Genomic DNA, 13,613 nt, shown 5'->3' on the forward strand with positions numbered 1-13,613 from the left:
GGGGAGCAGCCGTGATCGAGGAAACCCTCTTCGACGCCGAAGAGAAGATGGAGAAGGCCGTCACCGTCGCACGTGACGACCTCGCCGGCGTCCGGACCGGACGGGCCACGCCGAACATGTTCTCCCGGATCGTCGTCGACTACTACGGCGCCTTCACCCCGCTGAACCAGCTCGCCTCGGTGTCCATCCCCGAGGCCCGGATGGCCGTCATCAAGCCCTACGACGCCAGCCAGCTGAAGGCCATGGAGCGGGCGATCGCCGAGTCCGACCTCGGTGTGAACCCCAACAACGACGGCCAGATCATCCGCGTGATCATCCCCGCGCTCTCCGAGGAGCGCCGCCGCGACATGGTCAAGATCGCCCGCGGCAAGGGCGAGGACGCCCGCGTCGTCCTGCGCGGCCTGCGTCGCAAGGCGATGGACGAGCTGCAGCGCATTCAGCGCGACGGCGAGGCCGGCGAGGACGAGGTCGGCCGCGCGGAGAAGGAACTGCAGACCATCACCGACCGCTACGTCACGCAGATCGACGAGCTGGTCAAGAGCAAGGAATCCGAGCTCCTCGAGGTGTGAGCCCGGTGCCCTCTTCTCCCGACGCCGCTGTCCCGATGACGTCCGACCTGCCCCACGAGGGCCCGGCCGGTGCCTCGGCGACGCCCGGGGCGCCGCAGCCTGCTCCCGCCGCGGCGCCGGAGCCCCCGCAGCTGACGCGGGGGATGAAGGGCTACAAGCGCTCCCGGATCGGCCGCAACCTCGCCGCCGCGATCGGCGTCGGCGTCGGGCTCGGCGCGGTCATCCTGCTGAGCCTGCTGATCGTCCCCCAGTGGTTCGTCCTGGTCCTGGCGGTCTGCACGGTCGTCGCGACCTGGGAGCTGGCGGGCGCGCTGCGCCGCGGCGCCGACATCCGTGTCTCGCTGCCGGTCCTGCTCGTCGGCGGGCAGGCCATCGTCTGGTTCTCCTGGCCGTACGGCCTGCACGGCGCCCTCACCGCCCTCACCGGCACGGTGCTCGCGATCCTGTTGTGGCGCATGCGGTCCGGCGCTGCACACTTCGTCAGGGACATGAGCGCGTCGCTGTTCGTGGCGGTCTACGTGCCGCTGTTCGTCGCGTTCGCGGTGCAGATGACGGTCGCCCCGCAGGGCATCGGCCGGGTCCTGACCTTCCTGCTCTGCGTCGTCGCCTCCGACGTCGGCGGGTACGCGGCCGGCGTCGTCGCGGGCCGGCACCCGATGGCCCCGACGATCAGCCCCAAGAAGTCCTGGGAGGGCTTCGCCGGGTCGCTGGCCGCCGGCGCGATCACCGGCTCGCTGTGCGTCGCCCTGTTCTTCGGCGCCCCCTGGTACTGGGGCACGGTCGTCGGTCTGCTGCTGGTCGCCACCGCGACCCTCGGCGACCTCGTCGAGTCGCTGGTCAAGCGCGACCTCGGCATCAAGGACATGGGGCACCTGCTGCCCGGTCACGGCGGCCTGCTCGACCGGATGGACTCCCTGCTGCCCGCCGCGTTCGTGGCGTGGGCGGCGCTCGGAGTCGTCGTCCCGGTCGGCTGAGGTGCGCGGCGTGAAGCGCACGTTCGGCGGGCCGAGGCGGTCCGGATCCGCCATCCCCAGCCCGAACATCTGGCACTGGCCCGAGATCTACGAGGTCGAGAACCGCGCCCAGGACGCCGACGGCGCCCTCTGGTCCGCGCTGTGGCAGGAGACCGGCGGCTGGACCGGCGCCGACGTCGTCGACATCGGCTGCGGGGACGGGTTCCACCTGCCGCGCTTCGCAGGCGAGGCGGCGAGCGTCGTCGGCGTCGAACCGCATCCACCGCTGGTCGAACGAGCCCGCGCCCGCTGCGCAGGCGACGACCGGATCACGATCCACGAGGCCGGCGCCGCGGACCTCCCGCTGCCGGACGCGAGCGCGGACGTCCTGCACGCGCGCACCGCGTACTTCTTCGGGCCGGGCTGCGAGGCCGGCCTCGCCGAGGCCGACCGGGTGCTGCGCCCCGGGGGAGTGCTCGCCGTCGTCGACCTGGACTTCACCGCCCGCCCGTACGGCCCGTGGCTGTGCGCGGACCTGCCCCGCTACGACCCGCCCGCGGTCGACCGGTTCTTCGCCCGGCGCGGCTTCGCACTCCGCCGGGTGGTGTCCACCTGGCGGTTCGACAGCCGGGCCGACCTCGAGGACGTCCTGCGCATCGAGTTCTCCGCCCGCACCGCGCGGACGGCGATCGACGACGTCGCCGGGACCACCCTCCGGGTCGGTTACCGGCTGCTGACCCGGCGCCGTCCGGCCGCACCGGTACCGCCGCGCTGACCGTCCGTCCGGCCCGCGCCGACCCTCCGGCCCGCGCCGACCCTCCGGTCCGCGTCGATCGTCCGATCGGCGACCCACACGGCGACGGCGCGACGCCGGTGACGGAATCAGGGACGACCCCGAGGCGTCCCGGGGTCGTTCCTCGCTACCGTGGACCGATGCCGAACACCATGCGTCAACCGGCGCTCGGGACGCCCGCGCCCAGCCTGGAGATCGTCCTCGGGGCGCTGACCTGGGCGGTCGGCGCCGGTGGGCTCGACAGCGGGCTCGGCACCGTGCTCGTCGCACTCGGGGTCGGCCTGACCGTCTACCTGTGGATCGTGCGGCGCCGGAACCGGGCGATGGCGGTCGTCCTGCACCCGGAGCGCAAGCGGCGCATGCAGCGGCTGATCCTCATCGGCGTCGCCGGCATCGTGCTGCTGCCCTCGCTGCTGTCCCTGCTCGGCTACGGCGAGCTCGGCCTGGCCGTGTCCGTCGCGCTGATCGGGGTGCTGCTGATCCAGGCCTCGGCGGTGCTGGAGGAGCGCAGCCTGGTCGCCGTCGGCGGGATCGTGCTGGTCCTGGCCGCGTTCGCGGCGTTCCTGGCGCTCGGCTCACCGGAGGGGTCCTCGGCGCAGGCGGTCCTCGGCCTCGGTGCGGGAGTGGTGCTGTGGATCGCCGCCGCCCGCCGTCTCGGGATCCTCGACGAGCTCTCCCGGCGCTACAACCTGCGGATCCCCGGGGTCGGCTGACCCGCCGCCCGGCCGTCGTCCGGGAGCGGCTGGCACACTGGAGGGCGCCATGTCCAGCCTTCCGCTCGTCTTCGACGCCCCGCGCCGCGGTATGCCGCCCCGCCACCTCGCCGACCTCGCCCCCGCCGACCGGGCCGCCGCCGCGGCCGACCTCGGCGTGCCGAAGTTCCGGCTGGACCAGCTCGCCCGGCACTACTTCGGGCGGCTCACCGCCGACGTCGACGCGATGACCGACCTGTCCGCAGACGTCCGGGACAAGCTCCGCCCGCTGCTCCCGGCGCTGGTCACCCCGGTCACCGAGAAGTCCTGCGACGACGGCGAGACCCACAAGATGCTCTGGCGCGGCCACGACGGCACGCTCGCCGAGTCCGTCCTCATGCGCTACCCGGACCGCGCGACGGTGTGCATCTCCAGCCAGGCCGGCTGCGGGATGGCCTGCCCGTTCTGCGCGACCGGGCAGGGCGGGCTGCAGCGCAACCTGTCCACCGGCGAGATCGTCGACCAGGTCCGGCAGGCCGCGGCCGCCGCCCGCGACGGCGTGCTCGGCGAGCCGACCCGGCTGTCCAACATCGTGTTCATGGGCATGGGCGAGCCGCTGGCCAACTACAAGCGGGTCGTCGCGGCGTTGCGCCGGATCACCTCGCCGTCGCCGGACGGGTTCGGGATCTCCGCGCGCGGCGTGACCGTGTCGACGGTCGGGCTGGTCCCGGCGATCGACCGGCTGCGTGAGGAGGAGCTGCCGGTCACGCTGGCGATCTCCCTGCACACCCCCGACGACGAGCTGCGCGACACCCTCGTCCCGGTCAACAACCGGTGGAAGGTCTCCGAGGTCCTCGACGCCGGGCGCCGCTACGCCACCACCACCGGGCGCCGGGTGTCGATCGAGTACGCGCTGATCCGCGACATCAACGACCACGGCTGGCGCGCCGACCTGCTCGGGAAGATGCTGCGGCAGCACATCGGCACCTCCCGGGTGCACGTGAACCTGATCCCGCTCAACCCCACCCCGGGCAGCAAGTGGGACGCCTCGCCGAAGCCGGTCGAGGAGGAGTTCGTGCGCCGCGTACGGGCCACCGGAGTCGCGTGCACCGTCCGCGACACCCGGGGCCAGGAGATCGACGCGGCCTGCGGCCAGCTCGCCGCCTCGCACTCCGGCTGAGCTCACGCGGCACCGCCCGCCGTCCGCGCGCCGTCTGCGCGTCCACCGTCTGCGCGTCCGCCGTCGTTGCTGCCGCCCCGCCTGTGTCGCCTCTGCCGTTTCGGGGAGACGGCCGGCTCAGAGCCGTTCGCCGGACTCCGGGTGGAACAGGTGCAGACCCTCGGTGTCCGGGACGAGCGTGATGCGGTCGCCGCGTCGCACGCCGCTGCGCCCCGTGGTCCGTACGACCACGGTGTCCGCGCCGTTCTCCGCGCCGTTCTCCGCGCCGTTCTCCGCGCCGTCCTCCGCTCCGCCGGCCGCCGCCCCGTCGGCGGGGGAGTCGGGGCGGCCGTAGAGGAACGCGTCGCTGCCCAGCTCCTCGACGACGTCGACGTGCGCCGGGACGCCCTCCTCGCCGTCGCCCACGATCCGCCACTGCTCGGGCCGGATGCCGATCGTGACCGTCTGCACGCCGTGCTCGGCGATCGTCGCCCGGGCGTCACGGGGGAGCGGGACGTCCCAGCCGGCGATCCGCGCGCCCTTCTCGGTGACCGGCACGGTGAACAGGTTCATCGCCGGTGAGCCGATGAACCCGGCGACGAACGCGTTCGCGGGCCGGTCGTAGAGGTCGGCGGGGGTGGCGAACTGCTGCAGCCTGCCGTCGGCCAGCAGCGCGACCCGGTCGCCCATCGTCATGGCTTCGACCTGGTCGTGGGTGACGTAGACGGTGGTGACACCGAGCCGCCGCTGCAGCGACGCGATCTCGGTGCGGGTGGAGACCCGCATCTTGGCGTCGAGGTTCGACAGCGGCTCGTCCATCAGGAACACTCGCGGCTCCCGCACGATCGCCCGCCCCATCGCGACCCGCTGCCGCTGCCCGCCGGACAGCGCACCGGGCTTGCGGTCGAGGTAGTCGGTCAGCCCGAGGATGCGGGCGGCGTCGCGGACCTTCTCGGCCCGTTCGCTCTTGTCGACCCCGGCCATCCGCAGCGGGAACGCCATGTTCTCCCCGACGGTCTTGTTCGGGTAGAGCGCGTAGTTCTGGAAGACCATGGCGATGTCGCGGTCCCGCGACGGCACCCCGACCATGTTGTCGCCGTCGATGCGGATGGCGCCGCCGTCGATCTCCTCCAGCCCGGCGAGCATCCGCAGCGCCGTCGACTTGCCCGAACCCGACGGCCCGACGAGGACGACGAACTCGCCGTCGCCGATCTCCAGGTCCAGCCGGTCGACCGCAGGCTTCGCGCCCGGGGTGTAGATCCGGCTCGCCTGGTCGAACACCACGTCAGCCACGGCGGGCTCCCCTCGAAGAATGCGACTCGATCATGACTTGGTCATCCGGACACGGTCACTTGACGGCGCCGAAGGACAGGCCCTGGACCAGCTTGTTCTGCGCGATCCAGCCGGCGATCACCACGGGCAGCGCGGCGACGGTCGCCGCGGCGCAGAGGCTGGCGAAGTACAGGCCCTCGGAGGTGATGAACCCGACCAGGTAGACCGGGACCGTCGCGGCCCGGGAGGCGGTCAGGTTCACCGCGAAGAAGAACTCGTTCCAGGCGAAGATCATGCAGATCAGCGCGGTCGCCGCGATCCCCGGCGAGATGATCGGCAGCACGACCTCGCGCAGCGACCGGGCCAGCGAGGCGCCGTCCATGCTCGCCGCCTCCAGCAGCTCGCGCGGCACCTCGAGGAAGAACGACCGCATCATCCACACCGCGATCGGCAGGTTCATCGCCGTGTACAGCACGATCAGCGTCCAGATGTTGTCCAGCGCGCCCAGGTGGTTCACGACGACGTAGATCGGGACGATCGCGGCGACGACCGGCAGCATCTTGGTCGAGATGAAGAAGAACAGGACGTCGGAGGTCTTGCGTACCGGCCGCAGGCTCAGCGCGAACGCGGCCGGGACACCCAGCACCAGCACCAGCAGCGTGGACACCACGGTCGCGAACAACGAGTTCAGCAGGTACGGCCCGACCCCGCCCTGGAAGACCTCGGCGAAGTTGTCGAAGGTCGGCACGTAGAACACCGTCGGCGGGACGGTGACGGCCTGGGCCTCGGTCTTGAACGCCGTCATGACCATCCAGAGCACCGGGAAGAAGAACCCGATGCCCACGATCCAGGCCAGCGTGGTGAGCAGGGCCCCGGTGCCGCGGCCCTTCGGCCGGGCCGGGCGCACAGCCGGTCCGGTGCGGGGTTCGGAGGCGGTCTCGGCGACGGTGGTCATCACGCCTCCTCGGCGGCGGAGAAGCTGCGGAAGATCAGCCGCAGGGCCAGCGTGGCGACGACGATCGTGGCCACCACGGTGACCACGCCCATCGCGGCGGACTCGCCGATGTCGAAGCCCAGGAACGCGCGCTGGTAGATGTAGAACGGCAGGTTCGCCGACGCGGTGCCGGGCCCGCCCTGGGTCATCATGTAGATCGTGTCGAACGTGTTGACCAGGTAGATCGCGCCCAGGACCACGCCGAGCTCGATGAACCTGCGCAGGTGCGGCAGCGTGACCTCGCGGAACACCGCGAATCCGGTCGCGCCGTCCATCCGGGCGGCCTCGAGCACCTCGGCCGGCTGTGACCCGAGCCCGGCGAGGATCAGCAGCATCATGAACGGGGTCCACTGCCACACCAGCGCGATGATCACCGAGGTCCGCGGGAACGAGGACACCCAGTCGGTGCCGGTGGCGCCGAACGGGGACAGCAGGAAGTTGACCAGGCCGTAGTTGGGGTGGAAGAGCACCGTCTTCCACAGCAGAGCGCCGGCGACCGGGGTGATCAGGAACGGCGTGATGATCAGTGTCCGGACGATGCCGCGGCCGGGGAAGGTCCGGTTCAGCAGCAGGGCGATCAGCAGCCCGAGGACCATCGCGATCGCGACCGACCCGAGCGTGAGCAGCACCGAGTTGAACGCGACGCCGCGGAACTGGGAGTCGGTGAACACGGTCAGGTAGTTGGTGAGTCCGACGAAGCGCTGCCCACCGGGACGGACCAGGTTCCAGGACTGCAGCGAGTACCAGATCGTGATCAGGAACGGGATCTGCGTGACGACGATCGTGAAGATCAGCGCCGGGAGCAGGGGTGCCCGCCGGATCCAGCCCTCGCGGCGCGGGTCGCCGCGTTCGGCCGGGGCGGTGGGCGGGGGAGCCGCCTGCCCACGGTCGTCGGTGACCGTCATCGGCCCGCCCCCTCCTGCTGGTAGCTCTCGCCGACGGTCTCGGCGTAGCGCTGGGACTCCTGCAGCGCCTCGTCGGCGGTCTGCTGACCGGCGATCGCGGCGGAGACCTGCTGGCTGACCCGGGTGCCGAGGTCCTGGAACTCCGGGATCCCGACGAACTGCAGACCGGTGTAGGGGACCGGCCGCGCGCTGGGCTTCGACTGGTCGGCCGAGCTGATCGCCTGCAGGGTCTGCGGCGCGTAGGCCTTCGACTCCTGCGCGTACTCCGGGATCGAGTAGGTCGACCGCCGCGCCCCGGGCGGCACCGAGGTCCAGCCGAGCTCCTCGCCGACCATTCGCTGGTAGGGCTTGGAGGTCATCCAGGACAGGAACTTCCAGGTCGCGTCGACCTGCTCGGGCCCCTTCTCCGCGGTGGTCTTCGGGATGGCCAGCGACCAGGTGTAGAGCCACCCGGCCGGGCGCCCGTCGGGCCCGGTGGGGGCGGGGGCGTAGCCGACCTTGCCGGCCACCGTCGACTCGTCGGGGCTCTCGACGAGCCCGGCGGCGACGGTCGCGTCGTACCACATGGCCGTGTTGCCCTGGGCGAACTGCGTGCCGCACTCGGAGAAGCCCGAGGCCGGTGCACCGTCCTGGCCGTCGCGGGAGAGCAGGTCGACGTAGAAGTTCACGGCCCGGCGGACCTCGGGCGACTCCAGCTGCGCGTTCCACTGCTCGTCGAACCAGCGGCCACCGAACGCGTTGATCACGGTGTCCAGCGGGGCCATCAGCTCTCCCCAGCCGGGCTTGCCGCGCAGGCAGATCCCGGCCTGCTGCCGGTCCCGGTCGGTGAGCCGGTCGGCGAAGCGCGCCACGTCGTCCCAGGTGGGGCGGGCCGGCATGGTCAGGCCGGCCTGGGCGAACAGATCCTTGCGGTACATCAGGAACGAGGACTCGCCGTAGAACGGGACCGAGTACATGTGCCCGTCCGGACCGGACAGCGCGCTGCGGATGCTGGGGATGAAGTCGTTCTCGTCGTAGCCGGGGGTGGCCGCCATCATCGGGTCGAGGTCGGTCAGCCAGCCGTTGCGGGCCCACTGCGGGGTCTCGTAGTTCGAGATCATGACGGCGTCGAACTCGTCGCCGCCGGTCGCGACCGAGGCGGTGATCTTCGCGCGGGCCTCGTTCTCGGAGAGGCTGACGAACCGCAGCTTGATGCCGGGGTTCTCGGCCTCGAACCGCGGGGTCAGCTCGACCGCGTCCTCCATCTGCGGGTTGGACACGATCGCGATCGTCACGATCCGGGCGTCGGCGGGTGCCCCGAGGGACCCGGCACCGGCACAGCCGGAGAGGACCAGGGTCAGCACGGCGGCCAGCGCGACGAACGCCGGACGGAGGCGGCGCCGCACCCGGGAGCCGGGTCGTGCGTAATTCACGAGTCGCTCCTCGTCGTCGAGGACCCGGCCGCGGTGCTGTGATGTGAGGCACCCACGAACGGAGGATGCGTGCACGGTATGGGCGAATCAACCGCTTGCGCAAGCGCTTGCCTGTAGTCTGCGCCACATCGCGACGCGGCGAGAGCGTGCCGAGCTGGAGGTGGGTCATCGCGACCATGGCCGATGTCGCCCGGCTCGCCGGGGTCTCCACGGCGACCGTCTCGCACGTCCTCAACGGCACCCGCGCCGTGCGGGACGACACCCGCCGCGCGGTACTCGGCGCCGTCCGCGAGGTCGGCTACCTGCCCAACGCGGCCGCGCGCTCGCTGGCCACCTCCCGGACGGCGACCCTCGGGCTGGCCCTGTCCGCGATCTCCAATCCCTACCTCGGCGAGCTCCTGCACGCCGTCGAGTCCGAGGCCGCCGCAGCCGGGCACATGCTGCTGCTCGCCGACCCGCACGACGACCCCGCCTACGAGGGCACCGCGGTCGCCCGGCTGATCACCCGGGTCGACGGCGTCCTGCTCGCCCCGTCCGCCGACGCCGCCGGCACGCTGGCCGCCCTCGACGGACGCCGGGTCCCGACGGTGCTGGTCGACCGGCTCCTCGGCGACGGGCACGACGAGATCGGGGTGGAGAACACCGCACCGGTCGCCGGGCTCGTCACCCACCTCGCCGCGGCCGGGCACCGGCGGATCGCGTTCGTGGCCGGCGCCTCCGGGCTGACGACGACCGAGGAGCGCCTGGCCGGGTACCGGCTCGGCCTGCGGCAGGCGGGACTGACCTGGTCGTCGGTGGTCGACGGGCACTCGGAGTCCGAACCGGCGCGCGCCGCGGTCCGCGACCTGCTCACCGGGCCGCATCCGCCGTCCGCGCTGGTCACCGGCAACAACGCGATGACGATCGGCGCGATGCTCGCCGCGCACGACGAGAACCTGACTGTGCCCGGCGACGTCGCCCTGGTCGCGTTCGACGACTTCCCGTGGGCCGACGCGTTCCGGCCGCGGCTCACCGTCGTGGCGCAGCCCTTCGCCGAGATCGGGCGCCAGGCGGTGCGGATGCTGCTGGCGCGGATGGCCGAGCCGGCGGAGCCGCCGCGCACGGTGCGGCTGCCGGGCCGGTTCGTGCACCGGGAGTCCTGCGGGTGCGTGCCCGGGTGAGCGTCCGGGCAGTGTCCCGGCGCTCAGCTCCGCCCGGCCAGCACCTCGGCCAGATCGAAGCGCACGGGCCGTTCCAGCTGGTCGTAGGTGCACGACCCGGGATCGCGGTCCGGGCGCCAGCGCACGAACTGCGTCGTGTGCCGGAACCGGGCGCCCTCCATGTAGTCGTAGCGCACCTCCACCACCCTCTCCGGGCGCAGCGGCGTGAACGACAGGTCCTTGCCCGCGTTCCACCGGCTCTGTTCGGACTTGCGCGGGGTCCGCTCGCCCTCCTCCTGCTTCGCCCACGCCCACGGGTGGTCGTCGAAGCCGGTGACCAGCGGTTGCAGCTCGGTCATCAGCTCGCGGCGCCGCGCCATGGTGAACGCACCGACGACCCCGACCGACACCAGCACGCCGCGGTCGTCGTAGAGGCCCAGCAGCAGCGATCCGACGGCGTCCGGGCCGGACTTGTGCACCCGGTACCCGGCGACCACACAGTCCGCGGTCCGCTCGTGCTTGATCTTGGTCAGCACCCGCTTGTCCGGCTGGTAGACGCCGTCCGGGGCCTTCGCGATCAGGCCGTCCAGCCCTGCACCTTCGAACCGTTCGAACCAGCGCTGCGCCGTGGCGGTGTCGTCGGTGATCGGGGTGACGTGCACCGGCGGCTGCGCGTCGGCCAGCGCGGACTCCAGCAGCGCACGACGCTCGGCGAACGGGCGGCCGGTGAGGTCGTCGTCGTCGAGGGCCAGCAGGTCGAACGCGACGAACGACGCCGGCGTCTGCTCCGACAGCAGCGTCACCCGGCTCGCGGCGGGGTGGATCCGCTGCTGCAGCGCCTCGAAGTCCAGCGTGTTCCGCCCGGTGTCGGCGACGACGATCTCCCCGTCGACCACCGCACGCTCGGGCAGGTTCTTGCGGAGCGCCTCGACGACCTCGGGGAAGTAGCGGGTCATCGGCTTCTCGTTGCGGGAGCCGATCTCGACGTCGTCGCCGTCGCGGAAGACGATCGAGCGGAAGCCGTCCCACTTGGGCTCGTACAGCCGCCCCGCCGGGATCGACGACGCGGGCTTGGCCAGCATCGGCTTCACCGGGGGCATCACGGGCAGGTCCACGTCGGCAGTCTCCTCCTCGAACCGGGGGTACGCAGGGACGACCGCCGCCGGCAGCCGAACTGATCGGTGTGGCGGTCAGCCGGTGTGATCGGATGACCGGTGTGGGACGCCTGCCCGACCGCGCCGCGCTCGACCGAGCCCGCGACGCCACGGTCCCCGACGTGCTGCCCGCACCGGGCTCCGCGCTGCGGGTGCTGTTCTGCGGGATCAACCCCGGGTTGGTCTCCGCCGCGACCGGGCACCACTTCGCCCGGCCCGGCAACCGGTTCTGGCCGGTGCTGCACGAGTCCGGGTTCACGCCCCGCCTGCTGCGTCCCGACGAGCAGGGCTCGCTCTCCGGCCTCGGGCTCGGCATCACGAACATGGCGCCCCGTGCGACGGCCCGCGCCGACGAGCTCTCCGACGACGAGCTGGTCGCCGGCGGGGAGCGGCTGCGTGCGCTGGTCGCGGAGCGGGAGCCGGGGTGGCTCGCAGTCGTCGGGATCGGGGCCTACCGGACGGCGTTCGGGGTGCGCGACGCCCGCGTCGGCCCGCAGTCGCAGGGGCTGGGGGAGACCGGGGTGTGGGTGCTGCCGAACCCGTCGGGGCTCAACGCGCACTGGTCCCGGGAGGCGATGGTCGCCGAGTTCGCCCGGCTCCGGGAGGCCGCTGATCATCGTCCCTGAGGGATCCGGTGCCACATCCGGCACCGAACCCCTTGGAGCCGCCGATCATGGAGCGGCGCGGGGCCCGGCGTCGCCATGATCGGCGGATTGCCGGTGTCCCGTGCCGGATGTGGCACCGGACACCGGCAGAACGGTGATCACCGGTGGCCGCGGACCTCCATGATCGTCTTCCGTGAGGGATCCGGTGCCGGATGTGGCACCGAAACCCTCGTAGCGGCTGATCACGGGTGGCCGGGTACCGGGTCAGGTGGGTCCGCTCAGCTGATCCGGCCTTGCGGGATATCAGCCGCGAGGCGTGGGGTCGGCCGGATCGGGACCGGGCTGCTCGGGCCGTGCCGGCTTGCCGGCGGTCAGGTAGTGGGCGGCGACCCCGCCGGCTATACCGGCGAGCACCAGTATCGGTGCGGCCGTCATCGTGCCCAGCACGAGAGCGACGACGACGCCGACGACGAGGCCGATGACCGCCCCGATCCCGACGTAGGTCCACATCCGCTGCATCGGGTCCATCTGGTCCGGCTGCTTCATCTCGGCGTCTCCCGTGTCCGGAATGTTCGTATCATCCGATTGAAGTGAAGCAGACCCGTTCCATGATCGGGGGCCGGAGGAGTGGCGCCGGGGTCCTCAGGCGCGGTCGAGATCGGGGACGTCCACCGGATCCGGTGTGCCGTCCCCGTCCCGGGCGTCGCGGTCGGCCCACTCCAGCAGCGGCTCGATCGAGAAGAGGGTGTCGTCGATGCCGGCGGTCAGGTCACCGAGCCTGGCGTAGCGCGCGGGCATCGTCGCGATCGTGAAGTCCCCGGGCTCGCAGTCGTCGATCTCGTCCCAGGTCACCGGGGCGGAGACCCGCGCCTCCGGCGTCCCGCGCACCGAGTACGCCGAGGCGATGGTGTGGTCGCGGGCGTTCTGGTTGTAGTCCACGAAGATCGACGCCGGGTCGCGGTCCTTGCGCCACCAGGACAGGTCGACCAGATCGCATCGCCGCCGGACCTCGCGGGCGAACGCGTGCGCGGCGCGGCGGACGTCGGCGAACCCGTGGTCCGGCGGGATCCGGACGTAGACGTGCAGGCCCGACCCGCCGGAGGTCTTCGGGAACCCGGTCGCGCCCAGCTCGTCGAGCACCTCGTGCACGACACCGGCGACCCGCTGCACGTCCGGCCACGACGCGTCGGGCATGGGGTCGAGGTCGATCCGCCACTCGTCGGGGGACTCGACGTCGCCGGCCCGGGAGTTCCAGGGGTGGAACTCCACGGTCGACATCTGCACCGCCCAGATCACGTCCGCGAGGTGGGCGACGCACAGCTCGTCGGCGGTCCGGTCGAAGCGGGGGAAGTGCACGCGCACCGTCGGCACCCAGTCCGGTGCACCGCGGGGGAGCCGCTTCTGGTGCACCTTCTCCCCGGTGACGCCGGTGGGGAAGCGGTGCAGCATGCAGGGCCGGTCGCGCAGCGCACGCACGATCCCGTCGCCGACGGACTCGTAGTACCGCGCCAGGTCGAGCTTGGTCTCGCCACGGGCCGGGAAGTAGACCCTGTCCGGGCTGGAGAGCCGCACGGTCCGGCCGCCGATCGTCAGCTCGACCGGCTCACCGGCAGCGGCGACCACGACCGGCGCCTGCGGATCAGTTCCGCCAGCTGTGGCGCTGCCGCAGGACCAGGTAGCCGACGCCGAGCAGGCAGATCAGGGCCGGGATGCCCATCCAGAGCCGCTCGGTCCAGCTGGTCTCGTGCCCGATCAGCATCAGCAGGAGCGCGACCGCAGTGGAGATGCCGGCGATCTTGATGCCCTTCGGGAAGCGACCGTGCCAGCCCCAGTCGACCGAGGGCTCCTCGGCCGGGTCCACGCCGGACCGGACCGCGACCTCGCGCATGTTGCTCGCCACGTGCTGCCTCCTGCTGTCCCGCTGCGATGCGGGGTTCATCGTCGCACAGGTCGGGCTCCGGGGATG

The 13,613-nt window shown here is 72.2% G+C and carries 15 protein-coding genes; 7 read left to right on the plus strand and 8 right to left on the minus strand.

The window, feature by feature from the left end:
- Positions 1 to 11: 11 nt before the first annotated feature.
- The 5 genes from frr to rlmN all read left to right on the plus strand — a co-directional run bounded on the left by frr (position 12) and on the right by rlmN (position 4,187).
- Positions 12 to 569: a ribosome recycling factor gene (frr, locus tag ACLE50_RS19470; protein ID WP_410945019.1), complete on the plus strand. Its 558-nt coding sequence runs from the start codon at positions 12 to 14 to the stop codon at positions 567 to 569.
- 5 nt (positions 570 to 574) lie between these two features.
- Entirely contained in the window at positions 575 to 1,543 is a 969-nt protein-coding gene (locus ACLE50_RS19475; protein WP_410945020.1) for a phosphatidate cytidylyltransferase, read from the plus strand.
- A gap of 10 nt (positions 1,544 to 1,553) precedes the next feature.
- Entirely contained in the window at positions 1,554 to 2,297 is a 744-nt protein-coding gene (locus tag ACLE50_RS19480; protein WP_410945021.1) for a class I SAM-dependent methyltransferase, read from the plus strand.
- A gap of 158 nt (positions 2,298 to 2,455) precedes the next feature.
- Complete coding sequence (locus tag ACLE50_RS19485; RefSeq protein ID WP_410945022.1) at positions 2,456 to 3,028, plus strand: hypothetical protein; 573 nt, start codon at positions 2,456 to 2,458, stop codon at positions 3,026 to 3,028.
- A gap of 49 nt (positions 3,029 to 3,077) precedes the next feature.
- Positions 3,078 to 4,187, plus strand: a complete 1,110-nt coding sequence (gene rlmN, locus ACLE50_RS19490; protein WP_410945023.1) for a 23S rRNA (adenine(2503)-C(2))-methyltransferase RlmN — start codon at positions 3,078 to 3,080, stop codon at positions 4,185 to 4,187.
- 117 nt (positions 4,188 to 4,304) lie between these two features.
- Here the strand turns inward: rlmN and ACLE50_RS19495 are convergent, their stop codons facing one another.
- From ACLE50_RS19495 to ACLE50_RS19510, 4 genes are read right to left on the minus strand one after another with little or no spacing between them, the layout of a single operon-like run.
- On the minus strand, positions 4,305 to 5,459 hold the full coding sequence (locus ACLE50_RS19495) for an ABC transporter ATP-binding protein (RefSeq protein WP_410945024.1): 1,155 nt from the start codon (positions 5,457 to 5,459) through the stop codon (positions 4,305 to 4,307).
- A gap of 55 nt (positions 5,460 to 5,514) precedes the next feature.
- Entirely contained in the window at positions 5,515 to 6,393 is an 879-nt protein-coding gene (locus ACLE50_RS19500) for a carbohydrate ABC transporter permease (protein ID WP_410945025.1), read from the minus strand.
- The gene (locus ACLE50_RS19505) at positions 6,393 to 7,337 is read right to left on the minus strand and encodes a carbohydrate ABC transporter permease (protein ID WP_410945026.1); all 945 of its coding nucleotides are present in this window, start codon (positions 7,335 to 7,337) and stop codon (positions 6,393 to 6,395) included. The genes ACLE50_RS19500 and ACLE50_RS19505 overlap by 1 nt, the downstream gene beginning before the upstream one ends.
- Complete coding sequence (locus ACLE50_RS19510) at positions 7,334 to 8,749, minus strand: ABC transporter substrate-binding protein (protein ID WP_410945027.1); 1,416 nt, start codon at positions 8,747 to 8,749, stop codon at positions 7,334 to 7,336. Before ACLE50_RS19510 ends, ACLE50_RS19505 begins: the two co-directional genes overlap by 4 nt.
- A 176-nt stretch (positions 8,750 to 8,925) precedes the next feature.
- Between ACLE50_RS19510 and ACLE50_RS19515 the strand changes: the two genes are divergently transcribed.
- Positions 8,926 to 9,909 (plus strand): LacI family DNA-binding transcriptional regulator, encoded by a 984-nt coding sequence (locus ACLE50_RS19515; RefSeq protein ID WP_410945028.1) that lies wholly within the window; start codon positions 8,926 to 8,928, stop codon positions 9,907 to 9,909.
- Positions 9,910 to 9,932: 23 nt separating this feature from the next.
- Here the strand turns inward: ACLE50_RS19515 and ACLE50_RS19520 are convergent, their stop codons facing one another.
- A complete protein-coding gene (locus tag ACLE50_RS19520) occupies positions 9,933 to 11,003 on the minus strand; it encodes an ATP-dependent DNA ligase (RefSeq protein WP_410945029.1) in 1,071 nt (356 codons plus the stop codon).
- 92 nt (positions 11,004 to 11,095) lie between these two features.
- On the opposite strand from ACLE50_RS19520, the gene mug reads away from it, so the two are divergent.
- Positions 11,096 to 11,668 (plus strand): G/U mismatch-specific DNA glycosylase, encoded by a 573-nt coding sequence (gene mug, locus ACLE50_RS19525; protein WP_410945030.1) that lies wholly within the window; start codon positions 11,096 to 11,098, stop codon positions 11,666 to 11,668.
- A gap of 282 nt (positions 11,669 to 11,950) precedes the next feature.
- Here the strand turns inward: mug and ACLE50_RS19530 are convergent, their stop codons facing one another.
- The 3 genes from ACLE50_RS19530 to ACLE50_RS19540 form a co-directional block, all read right to left on the minus strand.
- Entirely contained in the window at positions 11,951 to 12,193 is a 243-nt protein-coding gene (locus tag ACLE50_RS19530) for a hypothetical protein (protein WP_410945031.1), read from the minus strand.
- A 96-nt stretch (positions 12,194 to 12,289) separates the two neighbouring features.
- Entirely contained in the window at positions 12,290 to 13,270 is a 981-nt protein-coding gene (ligD, locus tag ACLE50_RS19535; protein ID WP_410945032.1) for a non-homologous end-joining DNA ligase, read from the minus strand.
- A 16-nt stretch (positions 13,271 to 13,286) separates the two neighbouring features.
- Complete coding sequence (locus ACLE50_RS19540) at positions 13,287 to 13,547, minus strand: DUF2631 domain-containing protein (protein ID WP_410945033.1); 261 nt, start codon at positions 13,545 to 13,547, stop codon at positions 13,287 to 13,289.
- Between the last annotated feature and the right edge of the window lie 66 nt (positions 13,548 to 13,613).

Source organism: Pseudonocardia phyllosphaerae, assembly GCF_046546475.1.
Taxonomy (GTDB): domain Bacteria; phylum Actinomycetota; class Actinomycetes; order Mycobacteriales; family Pseudonocardiaceae; genus Pseudonocardia; species Pseudonocardia phyllosphaerae.

What these genes read in the sequence shown, in the direction of transcription:
- ACLE50_RS19485 (WP_410945022.1), top strand. Translation starts at nt 2,456, where the DNA reads ATGCCGAACACCATGCGTCAACCGGCGCTCGGGACGCCCGCGCCCAGC.
- rlmN (WP_410945023.1), top strand. Translation starts at nt 3,078, where the DNA reads ATGTCCAGCCTTCCGCTCGTCTTCGACGCCCCGCGCCGCGGTATGCCG.
- ACLE50_RS19500 (WP_410945025.1), bottom strand. Translation starts at nt 6,393, where the DNA reads ATGACCACCGTCGCCGAGACCGCCTCCGAACCCCGCACCGGACCGGCT.
- ACLE50_RS19505 (WP_410945026.1), bottom strand. Translation starts at nt 7,337, where the DNA reads ATGACGGTCACCGACGACCGTGGGCAGGCGGCTCCCCCGCCCACCGCC.
- ACLE50_RS19515 (WP_410945028.1), top strand. Translation starts at nt 8,926, where the DNA reads ATGGCCGATGTCGCCCGGCTCGCCGGGGTCTCCACGGCGACCGTCTCG.
- mug (WP_410945030.1), top strand. Translation starts at nt 11,096, where the DNA reads ATGACCGGTGTGGGACGCCTGCCCGACCGCGCCGCGCTCGACCGAGCC.
- ACLE50_RS19530 (WP_410945031.1), bottom strand. Translation starts at nt 12,193, where the DNA reads ATGAAGCAGCCGGACCAGATGGACCCGATGCAGCGGATGTGGACCTAC.